Raw genomic sequence first — 22,792 nt, forward strand, 5'->3', positions numbered from 1 at the left:
ATCATGCGGTTATAGGGAAGAAAAATGCGAACTGTTGTCCGCATGCGAGGAGCCCGGATTACAGCCATGAGTAAGAGCCACGAACTATCCAACTTCATCTGGAGCATCGCCGATCTGCTCCGCGGCCCTTACCGCCCACCACAATACGAACGTGTCATGCTGCCCTTGGTCGTACTGCGACGCTTCGATTGCGTCCTCGAAAGCACCAAGGATGCTGTGTTGGCCAAATATGCCCAGTACCAGGGCAAGCTGGAAGGCGACGCGCTAGACGGCGTGCTCAACAAAATTTCCGGACAGCGCTTTCACAATCATTCCCCGCTCAGTTTCGAGAAACTGAAGGGCGATCCGGATAACGCTCACCTGCATCTAGTCTCGTACATCAACGGCTTCTCCGAGAATGTCCGCAAGATTTTTGAGCGCTTCGAGTTCGGCAATGAAATCGAACGCATGCGCGAGCACAACATCCTGTTTCTCGTCATCAAGAAGTTCTGCGAGGTCGATCTTCACCCCGGCGCCGTCGACAACATCGAGATGGGCCTTCTCTTCGAAGACTTGATCCGGCGCTTCAACGAACAGGCGAATGAGACCGCAGGTGATCACTTCACGCCACGCGAGGTAATACGCCTGATGGTGAGTCTTCTGTTCATGCACGATGATGACTTACTCAGCAAGCCGGGCACTGTTCGCAAGATGCTTGACCCGACCTGCGGCACGGGCGGAATGCTTTCTGAAACCAGAAAATACTTGCGGGAACACCAATCCGGCGCTCGGCTGTTTGTATATGGCCAGGACTTTAACCCACGCTCATATGCGGTAGCAGCGTCAGATCTGTTGTTGCGGACGAATCTCGCGGACGCCGAAACCTCGACAATCAAGTTCGGCGACACCCTGATTGACGACCAATTCCCTGGCGAGCGGTTTGATTACTTCCTCGCCAATCCCCCATTTGGAGTTGACTGGAAGCGGCAGCAGAAGGATGTCGTGCGAGAGCATGAAAAGCAGGGTTTCGCTGGCCGTTTCGGAGCCGGTACGCCGCGCGTCAACGACGGTGCGCTCCTGTTCCTGCAACACATGGTCAGCAAGTTTGAACCGGTTGATCCCGCCAATAATCTAGATGGTTCCAGGCTGGCCATCGTTTTCAACGGTTCGCCGCTCTTCACCGGCGGCGCCGGCTCCGGTGAAAGCGAGATTCGCAAATGGATCATCGAGAACGACTGGCTCGAGGCCATCGTCGCCATGCCCGAACAGATGTTCTACAACACCGGCATTGGCACTTATGTCTGGGTGGTTACCAACCGCAAGGAAGCTCGTCGCCGGGGAAGAATTCAACTGATTGATGGCCGCGACCGTTGGCAGTCGCTGCGCCGCAGTCTGGGCGACAAGCGTCGAGAGTTCTCCGATGCCCACATCACGGATATCGTCCGCGAATATGGCGATATGCGCGACAACGCCACCAGCAAGGTGTTCGACAACGCCGATTTCGGCTACAACCGCCTGACCATCGAGCGTCCCTTGCGCCTCGCATTCCAGATTACGCTCGAACGCAAGGAACGCTTCCTCGATGCTTGCCCGGAGCTGTTGAATGACCTTCAGGCCATCGACAAAGCCATCGGCCGCGAAGCCAGTCTCGACTGGAATGCCATCTGGAAACAGGCGCAGCTCACCTTGAAGGAGCGCGACAGCAAATGGCGGGCGCCGCAGATCAAGGCATTCCGCGAGGCTTTCACGGAGATCAATCCGAAGGCCGAACCCGTCATTGCCAAGAAAGCCGGCGGCAAAGTCGAGTATGAACCCGATCCCAAACTGCGCGATTTCGAGAACGTGCCGCTCACGGAAGACGTGGAAGCCTATTTCGAGCACGGGGTACGCCCGCACGTGGCGGATGCCTGGATCGATCACGCCAAGACGAAGGTCGGGTACGAGATCAACTTCAATCGCCACTTCTACCGATTCACCCTGCCGCGTCCGCTGGCCGAGATCGATGCCGACCTGAAGCGCGCCGAAGAAGAAATCGTGAGGCTGCTGCGCGAAGTGACAGCGGAGTCGCGGGCATGACAGCTGTCGAGCTGCTCGAAAGCCTCAATCTACTCGACGAGCACGAGCGCATCGAGGCCAAGCGGGCCTCCGAGGCAGGCAAGTCGGTGCTGGAAACCGTCTGCGCCTTCGCCAACGAGCCGGGACTGGGTGGCGGCTGGATCGCGCTAGGAATCGTGCGCGAAGAGATGGCGCTTTTCCCGGCCTATGAGGTCGAGGGGATCACCCACCCCGACAAACTCTCGGCGGACATCGCCAACCAATGTCGCGATATGTTCAACATCCCGTTACGAGTGGATATCGCGACCGAAAACGTACACGGCAAGAACGTCGTCGTGGTCTTTGTCCCCGAGGCACAGCCGCAGGACAAGCCGATCTTCTTCAAGGCGCAGGGACTGCCGCGTGGCGCATTCCGGCGCATCGGTAGCACCGATCAGCGCTGCACCGACGACGACATGGCCGTGTTCTACCAGGGGCGTCAGCAGGAAAGCTTCGACGCCGGCATCGTTGCCGATGCCACGCAGGATGATCTTTCGCCCGAGGCCATTGCCGATTACCGAAAATCTCGTGGCGATGCCAACCCGGATGCCGAAGAGTTGCGCTGGTCCGACGAGGAACTACTGCAGGCGCTCGGCAGCATGCGCCGCGACCAAAAGGGCGAATGGAAACCGACCGTTGCCGGCCTGATCCTGTTCGGCAAGCCCTCGGCCCTCCGCCGCTGCTTCCCCATGACCCGCGTCGATTACATCCGCGTGCCGGGCCGTGAATGGGTACCCGACCCCGACCGGCGTTTCGATACCGTCGAGTTGCGCGACCCGCTGTTCCGCCTGATCCGCCGTGCCCAGGCCGCCGTGCTTGACGACTTGCCCAAGAGCTTCGGTCTGACCGAAGGCGAACTCCAGCGGCAGGACAAACCGGTGATTCCCCTGCGCGTCATCCGCGAAGCCCTGGTCAATGCCCTTATGCACCGCAGCTACCGCAGCCACAGCCCGGTGCAGATCATCCGCTACGCCAACCGGCTGGAAATCCGCAACCCCGGCTTCTCCCTCAAATCGCCCGAGCATCTGGGCGAGCCGGGCTCCCAGCCGCGCAATCCCAAGATTGCCGCCGTGCTGCACGAGACCCGCTTCGCCGAAACCAAGGGCAGCGGCATCCGGGTGATGCGCGAGAGCATGGAACAAGCGGGCCTTACTCCGCCGCTGTTCGAGTCCGACCGGGGGGCTGACCAGTTTGTCGCCCGTTACTTCTTCCATCACTTCCTCGGCGAGGATGACATCGCCTGGCTCGCCCAATTCCGCGACCTGCATCTCTCCGACGAGGAGGCCAAGGCGCTGATCGTCGTCCGCGAGGCGGGTGCCATCGACAACGCCACCTACCGGGAACTGAACAAGGTGGATGCCCTTGCGGCCAGCGGGGCCTTGCGCAGGCTGCGCGACGCCGGCCTGCTGGCCCAAAAGGGTCGAGGTTCCGCCACTTATTACGTGCCGACCGACCGCCTTGGGGCCGACGGAGATGGCTTACCGACCAAGTCGGATGCGTTGTCTACCAACCCCGAGGGCTTACCTACCAACCCGGAAGCACTATCTGACAACCCCGAGGACTTGCCGACCAACCCCACCCCCGAGGAGGAAACCGCACGCCGGGCGCTCTTGGCCGAGTTGCCGGGCGACTTGGCGGCGCGCGTCGGCGCCCTGGGGCGCCGCAGCACCCCCGAGGAAGCTCAGGTCGTAGTCGTCGAGGTCAGCCGCCTGCGAGCGTGGCGGGCGGAAGAACTGGCCTTGCTACTGCATCGGAATTCTCGTCATGTGCGCAATACCTATCTGCGGCCCTTGATGCGGGACGGGCGATTGGTGATGACCAATCCGGATGAGCCCAACGATCCGCAGCAGGCATATCGGGCAGCGGAGGTTCCCAGTGAATAGTCAATCGCTGAGTGCTCCCATAAGCTGGCGCCGGATGAAGCTGAAGTACCTGGTTGCATTGAAAAGTGGAGAGGCCATTCCGGGAGAGTCAATCAAAGAGACTGGCGACTACCCAGTCTATGGAGGCAACGGTTTCCGTGGCTACACCAACAGTTTTACGCACGAAGGCGAGCGCATCCTGATCGGTCGGCAAGGCGCTCTCTGTGGCAACATCAATTATGCGGAGGGAAAATTTTGGGCTACGGAGCACGCCATTGTTGCTACTCCGAAAACTAACTTCGAGACGGCCTGGCTCGGTGAAACCCTGCGGGTCATGAACCTCAATCAGTACTCGCAGTCGGCTGCGCAACCGGGTATAGCTGTAGAAGTCGTTGAGAACCTTGTGATTGCTGTTCCCCCAGAGGGGGAACAGCGCCGCATAGCAGATTCCTTGCACCAACTTTCAGCGCCGATTGACAAGCTGATCTTAGAAAAACAGAAACTGCTTACCCTACTTACTGAAAAACGCCGTACCGTCATCGCCGACTTTCTGATCAAGGGACTCAACAAGGACACACCACGCCGTGACTCTGACATTCCATGGCTCGGCGAGATTCCGGCCCATTGGAAAGTCGAACGTGCCAAGTGGCTTTTCACCGAGCGTGATGACCGCTCCGATTCTGGCGACGAGGAGTTGCTGACGGTGTCACACCTGACCGGCGTCACCAGTCGCGCCGAGAAGGACGTGAACATGTTCATGGCCGAGAGCCTGGAAGGCTACAAGCGTTGCGAGGCGGGCGACTTGGTCATCAATACCTTGTGGGCATGGATGGGTGCGATGGGCATTGCACGCCAACCCGGCATCGTCAGCCCGGCCTACAACGTCTATCAGCCTGTGGCACAACTTGACCCGGAATACATTGATCTGCTGGTGCGCACTCCACGCTTTGTGGAGGAAATCACTCGCTATTCCAAAGGTGTTTGGTCATCGCGTCTGCGTCTATACCCTGAGGGACTCTACGAGGCATGGTTGCCTGTGCCTCCCCTTGATGAGCAGCGGGATATCGTAGCCCGTGTGCAAGCCGAGACCAGGAAATTGGATGCCCTTGCGGAAGCCACCGAACGAACGGTTACCGTGCTCCAAGAACGACGTTCGGCATTGATCTCGGCCGCAGTGACCGGGCAACTTGATCTAGGGGACGCCCATGCAAATTAACCGCCTTACGCTGACCAATTTTCGCGGGTTGACGAATTCCGTCTTGGACTTTGCGCCCGGGTTCAATCTGGTCGTCGGTGTAAACGGCGTCGGCAAGACGGCTGTCCTTGAGGCCCTGCGAATTCTCTTAGCGAAAGCCCTGCCGTCATTTGCGGAGGTCAGAGGATTTCCGGGAATTGGCCTTACAAAAGATGACATCACCATTGATCGGAAGCAGGCTGCGATCGAAGTCAGCTTCACCCATCAAGCGCATACATTCTCACTGCTATTGAGCGACCAGCTTGAAGTAGTACGTGATGCCGTGGATGAGCAAAAGGGACTGAAGGACATACGAGATATCGACGAGCTAGCAAGCCTCCGCCATGGTCAGCGCCCAGAGCGAGGTGATCCCAGGTTGGAGGGAACGCTACGGGGCCAAACGAGCGAACGCCCCCGAGCATCTGGCCAACTCAGCCCAACACCTGACAGGGCGCTTAAGAAATCGAAGCCTCAACCAATCGTGCTGTACTTTTCCGTGCGGCGCGCTGTTCCTAGTCCTGGTACTCCAAAGACAAAGGCCGGGACACCCTACCAAGGCATATTTGAGATCGAACGTGGCCTTGAACTGGGGAAAATCATCGAGTGGTGGAATAGCAAGGCAACGGTGGCTCGCGAAGCGCCTGACTCCCGCTCAGCCAAGCAATTAACGACGACATGCAACGCTCTGGAGCGGCTGCTCCCGCATTTGAGCGATTGGAAAGTCGAAGATGGGAATTTCACGGTTTGTAAAGTGGCAGACGTAGGAGTGTTGAACGACGAAAGCGGAGAGTTTGAAGTCAAACAGGAGACCCGACGCTTACCCGTTCAGTTCTTGTCTGATGGCGAACGTAGCCTAATCGCTATCGGAATTGACATCGCCTACCGGCTTGCATCATTGAATGAAGATTCAGAGACCCCTCTGGACGATGGTGAAGGCATAGTGTTGATTGATGAACTCGACCTGCATTTACATCCGCAATGGCAAAGAACGGTTGTCGAGTTACTACGCACCGCATTTCCCAAGCTTCAATTTATCTGCACCACTCATTCGTTATTCCTGATCCAATCTCAGCGCATGGGCAATTTGATTCAGCTGGATCGCATCGGAGACGAAGAAGAATCCGCCGAGCAATACCACAATCAAAGTATCGAAGACATCGCGGAAGAAGTTCAAGGAATAGATTTGCCACAACGAAGCAAACGACACGTTGAGTTGATGCTTGCGGCATCTGAATACTACAGAGCTTTGAAAAAAGCTGAAGACGACCCGAACATTCCTATTGAGGAGCTAAAGGAAAAGTATGAAGCTTTAAGTCTTCGATATTCCGCCGATCCGTTGGTCGCTGCAGCATTGGATTTTCGATGGGAAACCTTCGTGTTTAAAAGAAACCATGCGACCCGTCGATAAGGGTAAGGATCTGGGGAGTTTCAAGCCTTACAACAAGGCCTGCGCTCCTTTGCAGGACAGGTTAGGAGAGTATTGTTCATATTGTGAGCGCTGGATTGCGGCCGCAATTGAAGTCGAGCACATACTCCCTAAGAAAGCCAATCCGTCTCAGAAGTATAGATGGAGCAATTTTTTGCTCGCCTGCAAGAATTGCAATACAGGCAAGGGATCTGATCAAATCATAGTGACCGACTACCTTTGGCCGGATTTAGACAACACCTTCTTGGCCTTCTGTTATGACGATGAAGGTCGCGCATACCCAAACCCTAGATTGCCGCCGGCGATCCTAGAAAAAGCAAAAGCAACCTGGACGCTGACGAACCTAAACTGGCACCCAGACACTACATTCACCGGAATGGTAGCGCCGTCAGAGAAGGATCATCGGCATTCGCACCGAAAGCAGGCATGGATATACGCAAGCGACAAGCGCAATCAGTTGCTTCAGTACGACACGCCGGACAGAAGAGTATCGGTAGCGAAAGATGCTCTTCAGCGAGGCATGTTTTCCGTATGGATGACGGTCTTTAACACCACATCTGAGTTGGATCGTGAAATACGAAGACTGCTAATAGAGAATTTTGTAGGAACAGCCACTAATTGTTTTGACCGGCTTGGCAATGCACATAGAAGCTCAACGGGTCAAATATGAATCCCAATGTCCAAGAATGCAGTTTCGAGGAAACAATCGAGGCACATCTATTCGCCAACGGCTACGCATCGCTTCCAGCATCGGACTACGATGCAGCGCTGGCCTTGTTTCCCACTTCTGTACTCACCTTCGTCCGCGCCACTCAACTCAAGGAATGGGCCAAGCTAGAAGCCCTGCACGGCGCCAACACCGAAGCCACCGTCCTCAAAGATCTGACCCACTGGCTCGACACGCACGGCACGCTTGCCGTGCTGCGCAATGGATTCAAGTGTTATGGCCGCACCCTGCGTGTTGCCTATTTCAAGCCGGCCCACGGCATGAATCCCGAGTTGGCGGCCCAGTACGCGGCCAACCGCGTTGGCGTCATCCGGCAGTTGCGCTACAGCCAGCGCAATACCAATGAGCTGGACCTGGTGCTGTCTATCAACGGAATTCCGGTGTTCACGGCCGAGCTGAAAAACCCGATGACCGGGCAGACGGTAACGAACGCTATTGCCCAGTATCAGCACGACCGCGACCACCGCGAGCCGCTGTTCGAATTCAAGCGCCGGGCGCTGGTTCACTTCGCCGTCGATACCGAGCAGGTGTTCATGACGACCCGACTGGCCGGCAGTGCCACGCATTTCCTGCCCTTCAATAAGGGGCTGGATGGCGGTGCCGGCAATCCGCCTGATCCGGCGGGCCGCGCTTATCGCACCGCTTATCTCTGGGAAGAGGTGTGGCAACGCGACAGCCTGCTGGACATTTTTGCGCGCTTCATACACTTGCAGGTGGAGGAGAAACGCACCGACGATGGGCGGAAGATCAAGAAGGAGACCATGATCTTTCCGCGCTACCACCAGTTGCGGGCGGTGCGCGAGCTAGAAGACGCGGCAAGGACGGAGGGCCCCGGCCATAACTATCTGGTGGAGCATTCGGCGGGCAGCGGCAAGAGCAACACTATCGGCTGGCTGGCGCACCGCTTGGCCTCGCTGCACAATGAGTCCGACCACAAGGTATTCGATTCGGTAATCGTCATCACCGACCGCCGCGTGCTGGATCGCCAGTTGCAGGACACGATCTACCAATTCGAGCACCGACAGGGCGTTGTGCAGAAGATCGACGAGGACTCGCGGCAACTCGCCGAGGCGCTGACCAACAGCGTGCCGATCATCATCTCCACTTTGCAGAAATTCCCTTTCGTTGCCCGGCAACTGGCCCGGATGGCCGAGGAGCGTAGGGAGGGGGCTGACGGAATACTGCCCACCCGTCGTTGCGCGGTGATCATCGATGAGGCCCACAGTTCGCAATCCGGCGAGACGGCTACGGACCTCAAGGAAGTGTTGGGTGGCCACGTATTGCGAGAAGAAGCGGCGCGCTATGCCGTCGATGAAGGTGTCGACAACCTGGACGAGCTTTACCGCAGCATGGCCAAGCGCGGGCGCCAGACGAATCTCAGCTTCTTCGCCTTTACGGCCACCCCCAAGCACAAGACCCTGGCCGTGTTCGGGCGGGATGAGGCAGGCAAGGCCGGCCAACCTTTCCACCGTTACACCATGAGTCAAGCCATTGAAGAGGGCTTCATCATGGACGTGCTGAAGAACTACACGACCTACGCCACCTACTACAAGCTGGTCAAAGCCAGCGAGGACGACCCCAACGTCGAGCGCAAGCAGGCCGCCAAGGCACTGGCTCGCTTCATGCGATTGCACCCCTACAACATTGCACAGAAGACTGAGGTGATGGTCGAGCATTTCAACGCGGTCACCCGTCACAAAGTTGGTGGCAAGGCAAAAGCAATGGTGGTGACCGGGTCCCGACTGGAAGCGGTTCGCTACAAGCTAGCCTTCGATGCGTATATCCGTGAGAAGGGTTATAGCTGGATCAAGACACTGGTCGCATTTTCCGGCGAGGTAGTGGATGACGAGCTGCCGGGCAAGACCTGGACCGAGGTCGGTATGAACGGAGGGATCAAAGAAGGGGTGCTGCCGGAGAAATTCGACTCGTCCGAGTACCAAGTGTTGCTAGTCGCCGAGAAGTACCAGACGGGCTACGACCAGCCGCTGCTGCACACAATGTACGTCGACAAACGTCTCGCCGGCATTCAGGCGGTGCAAACCCTGTCGCGCCTGAATCGCATGCACCCGCTCAAGGAAGACACTTTCGTTCTGGATTTCGTGAACGACCGACAGGAGATCAAGGAAGCCTTCAAGCAATACCACGAAGGCGCCGAGATGGGTGAGGAAGCCGATCCGAACCAGATGTACGCCATCAAGGCGGAACTGGATGCGTCGGGTATCTACCTGCTGGAAGAGATGCAGCGCTTCATCGGCATCTATTTCAAGCCGAAGCAGCGACAAAGCCCTGCCGATCATCAGGCAATGAACGCCGCGCTTGATCCGGCCGTGGATCGCTTCCGGGCAGTGCAGGAGGAAGATGAGGAACAGGCCGAGTTATGGCGCGGGAAGCTCAGTGCCTTCCGCAACCTCTACGCCTTCCTGTCGCAGGTCGCCCCCTACCAGGATTCCGATCTCGAGCGCCTGTATACCTTCCTGCGCTTTCTGTCGCCCAAATTACCCAAGCGCACCACAGGCCAACGCTACAGCTTCGATGACGAGGTGCGACTGGAGTATTACCGCCTGCAGAAGATCAGTGAGGGATCGATCAGTCTGCGTGATGGCAAGGCAGAACTGCTGGACGGTCCCGGCGAAGTCGGTTCCGGAGCGCGCCACGACGAAGATGTGCCGCTCTCAAGTCTGATCGATGTGATCAACGAACGGTTTGGCACGGACTTCACCGATGCCGACCAATTGTTCTTTGACCAGATTATCGAGGCGGCCATGGAGGACGGTTCGCTGCTCGAGGCCGCTGCCGTCAACCCAGAGGAGAAGTTTGCCCTGCTATTTGCTGGCCTATTGGAAACGCTGTTCATCGAGCGCATGGAGCAGAACGAGGATATCTTTGCGCGCTTCATGAACGAGCGGGACTTTCAGAGCCTTGTCTCAAAATGGATTTCTGGGAAAGTCTATGCCCGACTCCGATCCTAAACCGATGGACTCTATTGGCGAGCCGTACTTTAGCCCCGCGGGTGACTACTTCCACTGCCCCGCCGGCGCACCGTGCTGAAGGGAGCGCTAGAGAAAAGGTAACGCAGACCAGAGGCTGGCCCGACCTACTTATCCAGCGGCACAGTCAGCAGGGGACAGACACCGCCCAATTCCCACCCAATATCCCACCCAAAACGACCACACGCTCGATTTTCCCGAAAACGCCCCCCTTCCGAAGCCCTGTTTTCGCTAGATCGATTACATCCTCTGCAAACCATATGCGCTACTCAGCCAGTAACGCATGGTTTCAACAACTCCTTGGTCAAGTCGAAGGGGTTACGCAGGAGGGGGTTTCCGCGTGGACTCTACGGCGGCGGCTCGGCGCGCGAGGGCCTCGGTTCACGAAGGCCGCGCGCTCGCCGTCAAGGAAGCAAGTGCGGCGCGGCCGCCAGGCGGCGGCTCACGACCGCTTGATCAGCGTGCCGACGCCTTCGGGCGTCAACACCTCGAGCAGCAGCGCGTGCTCGACGCGGCCGTCGATGATGTGGGCGGTCTTGACGCCGCTGTTGACCGCGTCGACCGCGTAGCCGACCTTGGGAATCATGCCGCCGCTGATCGTGTCGTCGGCGATCAGATCGCTGATCTCGCGCGGCGTGAGCCCGGTCAGCAGCTTCTTGTCTTTGTCGAGAACGCCCGGGGTGTTGGTCATGAAGATGACCTTCTCGGCCTGCAATACGCCGGCGATCTTGCCGGCCGCGACGTCGGCGTTGATGTTGTAGGCGTTGCCCTCGGCATCGGTGCCGAGCGGCGCCACCACCGGGATGAAGTCGCGCGCGTCGAGCACCTGGATGATCTCCGGATCGATGCCGGTGATCTCGCCGACCTGGCCGATGTCGAGCATCTCGTCGGCCTTCTCCTTGCTCTTCACGAGCATCTTCTTGGCGTGGATGAAGTTGCCGTCCTTGCCGGTGAGGCCCACGGCGCGGCCGCCGTGCTTGTTGATCAAGGTGACGATGTCCTGGTTGACCAGCCCGCCGAGCACCATCTCGACCACGTCGAGCGTCTCCTCGTCGGTCACCCGCATGCCCTGAATGAATTCGCTCTGCTTGCCGATGCGCTGCAGCAACCCCGCGATCTGCGGGCCACCGCCGTGCACGACGACCGGGTTCATGCCGACGAGTTTGAGCAGCACCACGTCCTTGGCGAACGCTTCCATCAAGTGACGTTCGGTCATGGCGTTGCCGCCGTACTTGATGACGATGGTCTTGTCGTAGAAGCGCTGGATGTAGGGGAGCGCCTCGGACAGGATGTAGGCCTTCTCGGCGGCGGTGTGGACGGTCATGACGGCTCCGGGTTCAGACTGGAGCGGATTTTACGCCAAGCGCAAAGGCGGCGCGAAGGGCCGATCGCGCGTCGTCGCGCCCCGCGGACGCCTGCGATGCCGGCCGCCGAAGCGGCCCCCGGGGCCGCCGGAACACCGGGCAGCCGGCGCCCCCAAGGCTCGACGCGACAGCGAGGCGTTCGGTCTACCGTGGATACGCGCGTCTGGTCGATTCAGTGGCCGTGCATCGTCCCCTTGCCGGGAGCGCGCGCCTCGGCCTTGACCTCGACCGTCTGTTGCACGCCCCCGGATTCGATCACGAGCGTGAGCGGGATCACGTCCCCGGCGGCGATCGGCTTGGGCAGGTTCATCAGCATGATGTGCAAACCGCCGGGCTCGAGCGAAACGGTCTTGCCGGCAGGCAGGTCGACCGCCTGGAGCTGGCGCATCCGCATGACACCAGCGTCCATCTTCATCTCGTGCACCTCGACGCGCGGCACCACGGGACTCGTCGCACTGAGCAGGCGCGCCGGCGCGTCGGTGCGGATCTGCATATACGCCGCGCTGACCTTCTGGCCGGGCATGGTTGCACGCGCCCAGGCGTCGGTGACGCTGACGTTGGCGGCCCAGGCGGGCAGGCTGGCGGCACTGGCCAGGAATGCGGTGGCAACAAGAGCTTTCATCGGTTTCTCCTCAAGGTAGAGCCATCAAAATTGATAATTCAGCGCAGTGTAGACCGAGCGGCCCATGCCGGGAACGGGGGTTCCCCACTGCGGCACCGTCTGGACAGCATTCGCGGTCATTGTCGTACCCTGCCCCAGATAGGCGCCGCCGAGGGGATGGTAGTAGAGCCGGTCGAACACGTTCTCCACGCCGAAATCGAGGCGCACCTGCTTCCACGAATGGCTGCCGCGCAGATTCAGGAGCGCGTAGCCGGGCGTTTCAATCTCATTGCGCATCGCGGACACGTCCTCCTTCCGGCTCACCATCACCACTTCGACGGTGTTGTCCCAGCCGCGCAGCTTCTGCGTCAGGGCGAGCTTGCCGTTGAGCGGCATGATGTTGTACAGATTGTCGCCGGTGTCGCGGTTCTCACCCCGGGTGTAGTTGACCAGCCCCTTGAGGCCGAACTCGCCCCAGCCGGTCTTCGCCAGCGGCATCCTTCCCGACAGGTCGATGCCGTAGAGCTGCGCTGACTGGTTGACGAACTTGAGCACCGTGTACTGGTCGGTCACGAGCGTCGTGCTCGGTGCGTTCGCCGTCGCGTTCCACTGGACCGCGTCGATGTAGTCGGTGACGTAGGTGTAGTAGGGGGTCGCCTTGAACTCCCAGTTGCGATCGGCCGCGTGCCAGTCGAAGGTGGCGGACACCGTGTTGGCCTGCTCGGGTTCGAGGTCGAGGTTGCCGATGTAGCCGTTGCCGTCGCCGAACCAGTTGACCATCAGCGCCGCCATCTGCCACGTCGACCAGGTGTAGCGCTCGTGCAGATTGGGCGAGCGCGTCTTGTGCGCAAAGCCGAACTCGATGTCACGCGTGGCGCTGGGTGTGTAGCGCGCAAGCAGGGTCATGTCCCAGTTGTTGTCGGTCTTGCCGTGGTCGGCATTGTTGAAGTTGGCGGCGTCGCGGGTCTGGTTGCCGCCGCTTGCTGCGGCGACGGTCGGGTAGATGTCCGTGTTGTAGCCGTGCACGTCGCCGGTGTCCATGCTCACCCGCTCGAAGCGCACGCCGGCGAGCGTCATCCACTGTGAATCGAACTGCTTTTCCCATTCGGCGAAGACAGCCGCGCGATCGCGCTCGCCCTCGTTGACGTTCCAGAAGGTGTAGGGCGCCATGCTCGCGCCGGAGGCCGGCCACCAGTCGTCGAGGCGGTAGCGCTGGAACTCGGTGCCGACACGCAGCAGATCCTGCTGCGTCAGGGCAATGTCGGCCTTGACGACAGCACCGGTATTCGTACTCGCCGTGTACATCGGCATGCCTGCGGCACACGCAGAGACGGGCAACGTCACTGTGCAAGGCGTGCCGTCGTAGGTCGCGCCGGGCGGGTTTTGATACCAATACTTCTTGTCGGCGCCGAAGTCCATGAAGTGATCGACGTCCTCGTGGTAGACCCGCGCCTCCAGCTTGCCCCAGGCGAGGTCACCGAGGTAGCGCAGGTTCACGCGCTTCTGGTCGTTGCCGAGCATGTCCATGCGCTGGTTCGGCCAAAGCTGTTCGGGCAAGTCCTGCAGGCCGAATTTAGCCTCGAACAGATGCGCGCCACCACGGAACGCCAGCCCCAGCGTGTGGTTACGCGTGTCGTAGGCGGTCGAGCCTACCTCGTCAGCCGGCAGGGTGTGGCCCGGGTAGCCGGTGAAGCCCGGAGGCGTTCCCGCGACGAAGAGTCTGTCCTTGAAGTCGCCGCCGGCGACGTAGTTGTCCGACTGCGCGATGGCGCCGGTGTAGGAGATGTTGAAGCTCTCGGTCGCGTACGTCGCCGCGGCGTTTGCACCGCGGGCGTTGCCGTTGCTGCGGTAGAACGCGCCGACCTCGCCCTTGACAAGGCTGCCCTCGTCCGGCTTGGCGAACTGGGGATCGGTCGTCTTGGCGACGATCGAGCCGCCGATACTGTCGCCGCCCACGCTTACCGGGGCGATCCCGGCGTAAACCTCGAGCGACTCGACCTGCGAAGGATCGAGGTACGAGAGCGCGGGGTTCATGTGGTTGGGGCAGGCCGAGATCAGGTCCATGCCGTCGACCTTGATGCGCAATCGGTCGTCCGCCAGTCCCTGGATCGCGGGCAGGCTTGAGACCCCGCCGCCACCGTACAAGTTGACGCCCGGCACGTCCTTGAGCAGGCTCGCCGTATCGCTGGTCGTCGCCCGCAGCGTGGACAGGTTCTCGACCCGGGTGGCGAGCGGCGCAGCATCTTCCTTGCCGACGACCTCGATGGCGGGCAGCTCCGTTTCGTTCGCGCTGACGGCCAGCGGTGAAAAGCCCGTCATGATCAGCAAGGGCAGGAGGCGCGGGGCGAATACGGGGGAATGCATGGCTCGATATCGTTGTCGTTAAAGAGGACCTGATTGTCCCTTTCGACACCGCGCCGGGGAATGCGGCAAATCGTCGCAGCCGTGCGCCGCTCGATCCGCAAAGCCATGGCAAAAAAAATCCCGCCCAAGGGCGGGAGAGATCGGTCGATGTGCAGTCAGAACTGCCCGATCACTCTAGGGCAGGCGCGGACGCCGCGCAATTGGACAAATTGTCGCAGCGGAGCACGCCGTCGAAGACGCATACAATTCGGCCATGACGTCTGCGGACGATTCGACCCTGCTCTCCACGCTGCCGGCGCGTGCCCTGCTCGGGCGCCTGCTCGTCATGCGGGTCGCGCTGCTCGCGGGCGCCGGGGCAGGAATCGGCTGGCTGCACTGGGGCCTCGGCATCCGCATGCCGCTTGCACCCATGGCCGCGGTGCTCGTGCTGATGGCGCTGTTCGCGCTGACCACAGCGTGGCGGCTGCGCCAGGACGTGCCCGCCACGCAGATCGAATTTCTTGCGCATCTGCTCGTCGACCTGACCGCGTTCGCCGTGCTCGTGTACTTCAGCGGCGGCGCGACCAACCCCTTCGTATCGCTGATGCTGGTTCCGGTCGTGATCGCTGCGATCAGCCTGCGCGCGCCCTGGGTGTGGCTGCTTGCAGCGGTTGCAGGCGGCTATTACGCGCTGCTGCTGTTCGCTTACCAGCCGCTCGCCGTGTCCGACCCGGTGGCCGCGTACGGCATGCACCTCGGCGGCATGTGGTTCAACTTCCTCATCAGCGCGGGGCTGATAGCGAGCTTCGTCACGCGCATGCACGGCGCCTTGCGCAGGCGCGACCAGGAACTCGCATCGCTGCGCGAGAAGCAACTGCGCGACGAACGCATCGTCGCACTCGGCACGCAGGCGGCACTCGCCGCGCACGAACTCGCCACCCCGCTCGCGACGATCCAGACGACAGCGCACGAGCTCGCTTCGGAGTTCGCGAACGATCCCGAGATCGGCGCCGACTGCCGATTGCTCGAACGCCAGGCGCGCGCGTGCAAGGACATTCTGACCCGGCTCGCGGCGCGCGCGAATGACGGCACTACGCCCCCGGCGCAGCCGCTGGCCGAATGGCTGGCCGGGCTCGTCGAACGTTGGCAGATGCTGCGCCCCGACGCCGAGGTGGCGACGACTTTGCCCACGTCCGCGGCGGCTTTCGTGCCGCCCGACGGACTCGAGCAGGCCGTCATGAACGTGCTGAACAACGCCGCGGACGCCGCGCCGGCAGCGGTCGAGTTCCGCGCTTCCGTCGACGCCGACGCGCTCGTCATCGAAGTCGGCGACCGCGGTCCCGGCTTCACGCCCGAACAGAAGGCCCAAGCCGGCCGCGTGCTGTTCAGCGGCAAGGCGGGACGCGGCTGGGGCGTCGGCCTCGCACTGACCCATGCCACGCTCGAACGGCTCGGCGGCAGCCTCACGCTGACCGAACGCAAGGGCGGCGGCTCGCGCGTGAGTATCCGTCTACCCTGGAGACCGCTCCCATGAACTCTGTGATGCGCTTGTTGATCGTCGAGGACGATGTCGATTTCGCGACGGCCCTCGCACGGGCGATGAAGAAACGCGGCTTCGAGGTCGCGCTCGCCCACGACGCCGTCGAGGCCGCCCGCATCGCCGCGCAATTCGTGCCGAGCCACGCCGTGGTCGACCTCAAGTTGCCGGGCAAGTCGGGACTCGATGTCGTCGCTACGCTGGCCGCGCGCGTGCCGGCGCCGGCGATCGTCGTGCTGACAGGCTACGCGAGCATCGCGACCGCGGTCGCCGCCGTGCGCCTCGGCGCGCGTCACTACCTCGCCAAGCCTGCTGACGCCGACGAGATCGTCGCCGCGCTGCTGCGCGACGAGCCCGACACGACGGTCGATGTCAGCCCGCAGCCGCTGTCCGTCGCACGGCTCGAATGGGAACATATCCAGAAGGTGCTGAACGAGCACGACGGCAACATCTCGGCGACCGCGCGCGCGCTGAAAATGCACCGCCGGACGCTGCAGCGAAAGCTCGAAAAGAACCCGCCCCGAACGGGCTGAGGACCCGGCGCACGTCGCGTCATCCTGCTGACAGATTCCGGGAATACGGTGGCAGCGTCGGCCCCGCCGACCCCTTCCCGCCCATCTTCACAGGAGCCCGCATGTTCACCCCTCTCGCTTCCCGCCAAACCACGGCTGCCGTCGCCTTGCTGGTCGCCATCTCGCCGGTCTGGGCCGACGACCGGCATGACCACGACGATCGCCGCGGCGCCGTTGGCAACGCGCACAGCGTCCAGCTCGGCCCGCGTCCCTTCTTCCTCGTCGACGACATGCAGGGCGGTGCGCTCAAGCGCACGCTGCAGAAATGCGGCGACGGCCCCTTCCGCAAAAGCGACTTCTCGATCGGGCACCGCGGCGCGCCTCTGCAGTTTCCCGAGCACACGCGGGAATCCTACGAAGCCGCCGCGCGCATGGGCGCCGGCATCGTCGAATGCGACGTGACCTTCACTCGCGACAAGCAGCTGGTATGCCGCCACGCACAGAACGATCTGCACACCACCACCGACATCCTCGCGACGCCCTTGGCCGCCAAGTGCACCAAGCCCTTCACGCCGGCCGTCTTCGACGCCGACGGCGCACTGTTGACGCCGGCATCGGCCGAGTGCCGCACCAGCGACATCACGCTGACCGAATTCAAGACGCTCCGCGGCAAGATGGACGCGGCGAACCCGCGCGCGACCACCGTTGCCGAGTATCTGAACGGCACCGCCGCGTTCCGCACCGACCTCTACGCCGGCCCGACGAGCGGTACGCTCATGACCCACGCCGAAAGCATCGCGCTGTTCAAGAAACTGGGCGTGAAAATGACCCCCGAGCTGAAGAGCGCGAGCGTGCCCATGCCCTACGACAGCGACGGCGACGGCGTCGGCGACTACACGCAGGAGACCTATGCGCAGCAGATGATCGACGAGTACAAGGCCGCCGGCGTGCGCCCGCAGCACGTTTGGGCACAGTCCTTCGACATCCGCGACATCCGCTACTGGATCGCGCACGAGCCCGAATTCGGCAAGCAGGCGGTCTATCTGGACGACGCAGAGACCGTCGCCGAGTTGCCGGGCGCGGCCGAACTGCACGGCTACAAGGACGAAGGCATCAACATCGTCGCGCCGCCGCTGTTCGCGCTGCTTGACGTCGACGGCGGCGGCAGGATCGTCCCCTCGGCTTACGCGCAGAACGCCCGCGCCGCCGGGCTCGATATAATCACCTGGACGCTCGAGCGCTCGGGCATCCTGGCCGACGGCGACAACGGCTTCTACTACCAAACCATCGACCCGGCGATCGCACGCGAAGGCGACGTGATGACCGTGCTCGACGTACTCGCGAAGGAGGTGGGCGTCCTCGGCGTCTTCAGCGACTGGCCGGCCACGACGACCTACTACGCCAGCTGCATGAACCTCGAATAGCCGCGACGCCCATCCACAAAAAACCGGCCGCGATTGGCCGGTTTTTTGTCTGTGCCTGTCAGGATCAGTGCGTCACGCCCCAGTCTACGAGTCCGCTGTAGGCGGTCGCGAGCACGACGCCGCCGAACACGATGCGGTACCAGGCGAACACCGTGTAGTCGTGGCGGCTCACGAACTTGATCAGCGTGCGCACGGCGAACAGCGCGCTGGCGAACGACGCGACGCCGCCGATCGCGAACAGCGGAATGTCGCCGGCGTCGAAGAGCTGCCAGTTCTTGTAGAGGTCGTAGGCCGTCGCCGCGAACATCGTCGGGATCGCGAGCAGGAAGGAGAACTCGGCGGCGGCCTTGCGCGAGAGGCCGAGAAAAAGTCCGCCGATGATGGTCGCGCCCGAGCGCGAGGTGCCGGGAACCATCGCGAGCGCCTGCGCAAAACCGACCGCGAGCGCGCGCCGCCAACCCAGATCGTCGACCGTCGGCGTGCTGACCACATGCTTGCGGCGCTCCGCCCACAGGATCAGCACGCCACCGATCACGAGCGCCGACGCCACGACGATCGGATTGAACAGATAGCCCTTGATCTCCTTGTAGAAGAGAAACCCCAGCACTGCTGCCGGCAGGAAACCCGCCATCAGGTTGACGACGAGCCGGCGCGACGCCGGCTCGGTGTGCACGGTGCTCACAACGTGACGCAGCCGCACGCGATACTCCCAGACGACCGCGAGGATCGCCGCCAGCTGAATGGCGATCATGAAGACCTTGGCCTTCTCGCCGTTGAAGCCGAGCAGTTGCCCGGCGAGGATCAGGTGCCCGGTGCTCGAGATCGGCAGGAATTCGGTGAAACCCTCGACGAAACCGAGGATGAGCGCGTGCAGGATCTGGGTCAGGTCGGCCATGGCGAGGAGGTGGACACGAAAAAAGGCGCGCCGAAGCGGCGCGCGCCTCGATTATACGCGGCGGTCGATCCGCGTTCGGCCGCGGCCGATCACGCCGCGGCGACGCGTGTCTGGCCGCCGCTCGTAACCCGGTTGCGCCCCTGCTGCTTGGAAGCGAACAGGCACGCGTCCGCGGCCGCGATCAGCGAATCGAGCGTCGCATGGTCCGCGCGCTCGGCCACGCCGATGCTCGCGGTGACGGCCATCGTGCCGACACGGCCCGTCACGCTCAGCGCGGCGATCGACACGCGCAGCCGTTCCGCCAGCAGGGCCGCGTCGCGCAGGCCCGTTTCGGGCAAGAACACGATGAACTCCTCGCCGCCCCAGCGCGCGAGCACGTCGCCCTGGCGGACGGACTGTTTCAACGCGCCGGCGACCGTCTTCAGCACCGCGTCGCCCTCAGCGTGACCGTAGCGGTCGTTGATCTGCTTGAAGTGATCGATGTCGAGCAAGAGGACGGAGGTGGCATGCGCGTGGCGCAGCGCATTGCTCCACGCCGCCGCGGTCATGCCGTAGAAGGCACGACGGTTGTTAAGCCCCGTCAGCGGATCGAGCTGCGCGAGCTGTTCGGCACGCAGCTGCTGCTCCTGCCCGACACGGAACTGGTAGGCGAGCGCAAGGGCCAGCAGCGTGGCATCGAACAGCATGCCGACCTCCACGGCGCGGAAGGTCCACGCGTTGTGCGGGACGAAGCCCCAGGTCGACAGCGTGGTCAGTGCCGCACCTACCATCGCCGCGAGCGCGGCGATCAGGAAATAACGCGCGGGTTTTTGCCCGGCGCGCACGGCAATCAAGCCAAGCGCGAGCATGAGGCCGGTGAACAGGAAGACGAAGCTGAACGACACCCACAGCGCGGCGACCTGGCGGCCCGCCGCGACCGCCGCGACGAGCGCCGTGCCGAAAGCGGCGCTGTACACGAACACGGCGCGGCGAACCCGCGGAAAGAACACGCCGAGATCCAGAAAGCGAACGGCGAACAGCAGACCGGCGGCGCCGTAGAGATACATCAGCACCGGGTTGGACCACTGCTGCCAGACGGTCGACTCGGGCCAGAGCCAGGCGTAGCCGTGGCCGGTATAGGCGATATTCATCAGCATGAACATCGCCAGGTAGAACGCGTACGAAATGTAGCGGGCGCCACCCAGGCTGGCGTAGAGGATGGCGTTGTAGACCAGCAGCGCGAACAGGAAGCCGTATACCGCACCGTAGCTGAGTTCCTGCCGCGTCTGCCGCGCCGCGGCGGCTTCGCTGCTTTGCAGATACAGCGGAATCACCATCGGGTCCGGTGTCTCGATGCGGATCAGCACGTCGCTCGCGCCGGGTGCGAAGACCGTATCGAACACGAAGTAGCGGCCGACGACTTCACGCGCGGCGTAAGGCAGACGGTCGCCGGCGAGGCGGTGCGCGACGAGCCGGCCCTGCTGCACGACGAAGACCTCGATACGATCGAGCCAGGCGGTCTCGATCGAGAGCCGGCGCTGGGCGACGGCCTTGGAAGGATTATCGACCGTGAAATGGATCCATGCCGGCGCCGCGCCGATACCGAAATTCAGCACCGGGCTGCTGCCCGGCGCGAAGCGCCCGGCGCGCGCCGCCGCCAGTGCGGCGCGCCACTCGAGCCGCCCCTGCTGCTCCTGCAGAAACGTGGTGGCGCGGCCGACCGCGGCGGGATGTTCGACCGCGGTCGACAGCGGCGCGCCCGCCGCGTGCGCGGCCCACACGCAGGCCAGCGCACCGAGGACGCGAAGCACCAGGTTCAGCAAGGCGCCAGCCCGTGGGTCGAGGGCGCTGAATCAGACCTTGCGGTAGACCTCGGCGCCCTGCTTCACGAACTCGACTGCCTTGACCTCCATTCCCCTGGCGAGCGCGTCGGCTTCGTTCAGGCCTTCCTTCGCCGCGAATTCGCGCACGTCCTGGGTGATCTTCATCGAGCAGAAGTGCGGGCCGCACATCGAGCAGAAGTGCGCGACCTTGGCCGACTCCTTGGGCAGCGTCTCGTCGTGGAAGGACTTCGCCTTGTCGGGGTCGAGGCCGAGATTGAACTGGTCGTCCCACCTGAATTCGAAGCGCGCCTTGGACAGCGCGTTGTCGCGGATCTGCGCGCCGGGGTGGCCCTTGGCGAGATCCGCCGCGTGCGCGGCGAGCTTGTAGGTGATGATGCCTTCCTTGACGTCGTCCTTGTCGGGCAGGCCCAGATGCTCCTTCGGCGTGACGTAGCACAGCATCGCGGTGCCGTACCAGCCGATCATCGCGGCGCCGATGCCGGAGGTGATGTGATCGTAGCCGGGGGCGATGTCGGTGGTCAGTGGCCCCAGCGTATAGAACGGCGCCTCGGAACACGACTCGAGCTGGATGTCCATGTTCTCCTTGATGAGCTGCATCGGCACGTGGCCGGGGCCCTCGATCATGACCTGCACGTCGTGCTTCCACGCGACCTGGGTCAGCTCGCCGAGCGTGCGCAGTTCGGAGAGTTGCGCTTCGTCGTTGGCGTCGTAGATCGAACCGGGGCGCAGGCCATCGCCGAGGCTGAAGGCGACGTCGTAGGCCTTCATGATTTCGCAGATTTCCTCGAAGTGGGTGTAGAGGAAGCTTTCCTTGTGGTGCGCCAGGCACCACTTCGCCATGATCGAGCCGCCGCGGGAAACAATCCCGGTCATGCGGTTGGCGGTCATCGGCACATAGCGCAGCAGGACGCCGGCGTGGATCGTGAAGTAATCGACGCCCTGCTCGGCCTGCTCGACGAGCGTGTCGCGGAACATCTCCCAGGTCAGCTCTTCGGCCTTGCCGTCGACCTTCTCGAGCGCCTGGTAGATCGGAACTGTTCCAATGGGTACGGGCGAATTGCGGATGATCCATTCGCGCGTCTCGTGGATGTTCTTGCCGGTGGAAAGATCCATCACGGTGTCGCCGCCCCAGCGGATCGCCCAGGTCATTTTCTCGACCTCTTCCTGGATGCTGGAGCCGAGCGCGGAGTTGCCGATGTTGGCGTTGATCTTCACCAGGAAGTTGCGGCCGATGATCATCGGCTCGGATTCCGGATGGTTGATGTTGTTGGGGATGATCGCGCGGCCGCGCGCGACTTCGTCGCGCACGAATTCGGGCGTGATCTCGCCCTGCAGATTGGCGCCGAAATTCTGGCCCGGATGCTGCCGGCTCATCAGCGCGGCGAGCTTCGCGCCCTGCGGGCCTGAGGCACGCAACGATTCGAGATAGGCGGCGCGGTTGTTGTTCTCGCGGATCGCGATGAACTCCATTTCAGGCGTGATGATGCCTTGGCGCGCGTAGTGCATCTGCGTCACGTTCATGCCCGCCTTGGCGCGGCGCGGATGGCGATGCAGGCCGGGGAAGCGCATCGTCGCGAGCTCGGGATTGGCGGCCTGCTGGCGGCCGTATTCGGAACTGAGATCGCGCAGCACCTCGGTGTCGCCGCGGGCTTCGATCCATTTCGTGCGCAGGGCCGGCAAGCCCTCTCGGATATCGATCTTCGCCGCAGGGTCGGTATAGGGCCCCGAGCAGTCGTAGACGAAGATCGGCGGGTTCGGCTCCGAGCGCTCGGCGCCCGTGCCGGCCTCGCCGCTGAACATGAGCGGCGTGTCGGCCTGGCGGATTTCGCGCATCGGCACGCGGATGTCGGGCGTACTGCCCTCGACATAGATCTTGCGCGAGTTGGGCAGCGGCTGCACCGCCGCTTCGTCGACGTGGGCGGTGGCGGCGAGAAACTTGGCAGCTTGATTGGGTATGGCGGCGTTCATGTGCGCTCCGAAAACC

Annotated in this window: 15 protein-coding genes; 9 read left to right on the plus strand and 6 right to left on the minus strand. The window is 62.2% G+C overall.

The genetic code is table 11. The features are described 5' to 3' along the window. The first annotated feature begins 66 nt into the window (after nucleotides 1-66). The 6 genes from TBD_RS13440 to TBD_RS13455 are packed head-to-tail and all read left to right on the plus strand — an operon-like array spanning nucleotide 67 to nucleotide 10,291. Nucleotides 67-2,055: a type I restriction-modification system subunit M gene (locus TBD_RS13440; protein WP_148203062.1), complete on the plus strand. Its 1,989-nt coding sequence runs from the start codon at nucleotides 67-69 to the stop codon at nucleotides 2,053-2,055. Continuing rightward, nucleotides 2,052-3,956: an ATP-binding protein gene (locus tag TBD_RS13445; protein ID WP_011313193.1), complete on the plus strand. Its 1,905-nt coding sequence runs from the start codon at nucleotides 2,052-2,054 to the stop codon at nucleotides 3,954-3,956. The genes TBD_RS13440 and TBD_RS13445 overlap by 4 nt, the downstream gene beginning before the upstream one ends. After that, nucleotides 3,901-5,151: a restriction endonuclease subunit S gene (locus TBD_RS13450; RefSeq protein WP_274378361.1), complete on the plus strand. Its 1,251-nt coding sequence runs from the start codon at nucleotides 3,901-3,903 to the stop codon at nucleotides 5,149-5,151. Before TBD_RS13445 ends, TBD_RS13450 begins: the two co-directional genes overlap by 56 nt. Further along, nucleotides 5,141-6,577, plus strand: coding sequence for an AAA family ATPase (locus TBD_RS14660; RefSeq protein ID WP_011313195.1), 1,437 nt, complete (start codon nucleotides 5,141-5,143; stop codon nucleotides 6,575-6,577). The genes TBD_RS13450 and TBD_RS14660 overlap by 11 nt, the downstream gene beginning before the upstream one ends. Next, nucleotides 6,561-7,265 (plus strand): HNH endonuclease, encoded by a 705-nt coding sequence (locus TBD_RS14665; RefSeq protein WP_011313196.1) that lies wholly within the window; start codon nucleotides 6,561-6,563, stop codon nucleotides 7,263-7,265. Before TBD_RS14660 ends, TBD_RS14665 begins: the two co-directional genes overlap by 17 nt. Then, nucleotides 7,262-10,291, plus strand: coding sequence for a type I restriction endonuclease subunit R (locus TBD_RS13455; RefSeq protein WP_011313197.1), 3,030 nt, complete (start codon nucleotides 7,262-7,264; stop codon nucleotides 10,289-10,291). Before TBD_RS14665 ends, TBD_RS13455 begins: the two co-directional genes overlap by 4 nt. A 460-nt stretch (nucleotides 10,292-10,751) precedes the next feature. Here the strand turns inward: TBD_RS13455 and argB are convergent, their stop codons facing one another. The 3 genes from argB to TBD_RS13470 form a co-directional block, all read right to left on the minus strand. Next, complete coding sequence (gene argB / locus TBD_RS13460; protein WP_011313198.1) at nucleotides 10,752-11,633, minus strand: acetylglutamate kinase; 882 nt, start codon at nucleotides 11,631-11,633, stop codon at nucleotides 10,752-10,754. A gap of 212 nt (nucleotides 11,634-11,845) precedes the next feature. Next, entirely contained in the window at nucleotides 11,846-12,295 is a 450-nt protein-coding gene (locus TBD_RS13465; protein ID WP_011313199.1) for a copper chaperone PCu(A)C, read from the minus strand. Between the two features lie 24 nt (nucleotides 12,296-12,319). Next, nucleotides 12,320-14,638, minus strand: coding sequence for a TonB-dependent receptor plug domain-containing protein (locus TBD_RS13470; protein ID WP_011313200.1), 2,319 nt, complete (start codon nucleotides 14,636-14,638; stop codon nucleotides 12,320-12,322). A 253-nt stretch (nucleotides 14,639-14,891) separates the two neighbouring features. Between TBD_RS13470 and TBD_RS13475 the strand changes: the two genes are divergently transcribed. The 3 genes from TBD_RS13475 (at nucleotide 14,892) to TBD_RS13485 (ending at nucleotide 18,090) form a co-directional block, all read left to right on the plus strand. After that, nucleotides 14,892-16,151 (plus strand): ATP-binding protein, encoded by a 1,260-nt coding sequence (locus TBD_RS13475; RefSeq protein WP_011313201.1) that lies wholly within the window; start codon nucleotides 14,892-14,894, stop codon nucleotides 16,149-16,151. Then, complete coding sequence (locus TBD_RS13480) at nucleotides 16,148-16,687, plus strand: response regulator transcription factor (protein ID WP_011313202.1); 540 nt, start codon at nucleotides 16,148-16,150, stop codon at nucleotides 16,685-16,687. Before TBD_RS13475 ends, TBD_RS13480 begins: the two co-directional genes overlap by 4 nt. A 101-nt stretch (nucleotides 16,688-16,788) precedes the next feature. Then, nucleotides 16,789-18,090 (plus strand): glycerophosphodiester phosphodiesterase family protein, encoded by a 1,302-nt coding sequence (locus TBD_RS13485; protein WP_011313203.1) that lies wholly within the window; start codon nucleotides 16,789-16,791, stop codon nucleotides 18,088-18,090. A 64-nt stretch (nucleotides 18,091-18,154) separates the two neighbouring features. On the opposite strand, the gene TBD_RS13490 is transcribed toward TBD_RS13485, so the two are convergent. The 3 genes from TBD_RS13490 to thiC all read right to left on the minus strand — a co-directional run bounded on the left by TBD_RS13490 (nucleotide 18,155) and on the right by thiC (nucleotide 22,776). Further along, on the minus strand, nucleotides 18,155-18,985 hold the full coding sequence (locus tag TBD_RS13490; RefSeq protein ID WP_011313204.1) for an undecaprenyl-diphosphate phosphatase: 831 nt from the start codon (nucleotides 18,983-18,985) through the stop codon (nucleotides 18,155-18,157). A gap of 89 nt (nucleotides 18,986-19,074) precedes the next feature. Beyond that, nucleotides 19,075-20,787, minus strand: coding sequence for a diguanylate cyclase (locus tag TBD_RS13495; protein ID WP_011313205.1), 1,713 nt, complete (start codon nucleotides 20,785-20,787; stop codon nucleotides 19,075-19,077). A 30-nt stretch (nucleotides 20,788-20,817) separates the two neighbouring features. After that, nucleotides 20,818-22,776, minus strand: a complete 1,959-nt coding sequence (gene thiC / locus TBD_RS13500; RefSeq protein ID WP_011313206.1) for a phosphomethylpyrimidine synthase ThiC — start codon at nucleotides 22,774-22,776, stop codon at nucleotides 20,818-20,820. Nucleotides 22,777-22,792: the final 16 nt, after the last annotated feature.

Source organism: Thiobacillus denitrificans ATCC 25259 (assembly GCF_000012745.1).
In the GTDB taxonomy this organism is placed as follows: Bacteria; Pseudomonadota; Gammaproteobacteria; order Burkholderiales; family Thiobacillaceae; genus Thiobacillus; species Thiobacillus denitrificans_B.

Excerpts from the sequence above, each read along its gene's own strand:
- TBD_RS13440 (WP_148203062.1), top strand. The coding sequence starts at position 67 with ATGAGTAAGAGCCACGAACTATCCAACTTCATCTGGAGCATCGCCGAT.
- TBD_RS13445 (WP_011313193.1), top strand. The coding sequence starts at position 2,052 with ATGACAGCTGTCGAGCTGCTCGAAAGCCTCAATCTACTCGACGAGCAC.
- TBD_RS13450 (WP_274378361.1), top strand. The coding sequence starts at position 3,901 with ATGAGCCCAACGATCCGCAGCAGGCATATCGGGCAGCGGAGGTTCCCA.
- TBD_RS14660 (WP_011313195.1), top strand. The coding sequence starts at position 5,141 with ATGCAAATTAACCGCCTTACGCTGACCAATTTTCGCGGGTTGACGAAT.
- TBD_RS14665 (WP_011313196.1), top strand. The coding sequence starts at position 6,561 with ATGCGACCCGTCGATAAGGGTAAGGATCTGGGGAGTTTCAAGCCTTAC.
- TBD_RS13455 (WP_011313197.1), top strand. The coding sequence starts at position 7,262 with ATGAATCCCAATGTCCAAGAATGCAGTTTCGAGGAAACAATCGAGGCA.
- argB (WP_011313198.1), bottom strand. The coding sequence starts at position 11,633 with ATGACCGTCCACACCGCCGCCGAGAAGGCCTACATCCTGTCCGAGGCG.
- TBD_RS13465 (WP_011313199.1), bottom strand. The coding sequence starts at position 12,295 with ATGAAAGCTCTTGTTGCCACCGCATTCCTGGCCAGTGCCGCCAGCCTG.
- TBD_RS13470 (WP_011313200.1), bottom strand. The coding sequence starts at position 14,638 with ATGCATTCCCCCGTATTCGCCCCGCGCCTCCTGCCCTTGCTGATCATG.
- TBD_RS13475 (WP_011313201.1), top strand. The coding sequence starts at position 14,892 with ATGACGTCTGCGGACGATTCGACCCTGCTCTCCACGCTGCCGGCGCGT.
- TBD_RS13480 (WP_011313202.1), top strand. The coding sequence starts at position 16,148 with ATGAACTCTGTGATGCGCTTGTTGATCGTCGAGGACGATGTCGATTTC.
- TBD_RS13485 (WP_011313203.1), top strand. The coding sequence starts at position 16,789 with ATGTTCACCCCTCTCGCTTCCCGCCAAACCACGGCTGCCGTCGCCTTG.
- TBD_RS13490 (WP_011313204.1), bottom strand. The coding sequence starts at position 18,985 with ATGGCCGACCTGACCCAGATCCTGCACGCGCTCATCCTCGGTTTCGTC.
- thiC (WP_011313206.1), bottom strand. The coding sequence starts at position 22,776 with ATGAACGCCGCCATACCCAATCAAGCTGCCAAGTTTCTCGCCGCCACC.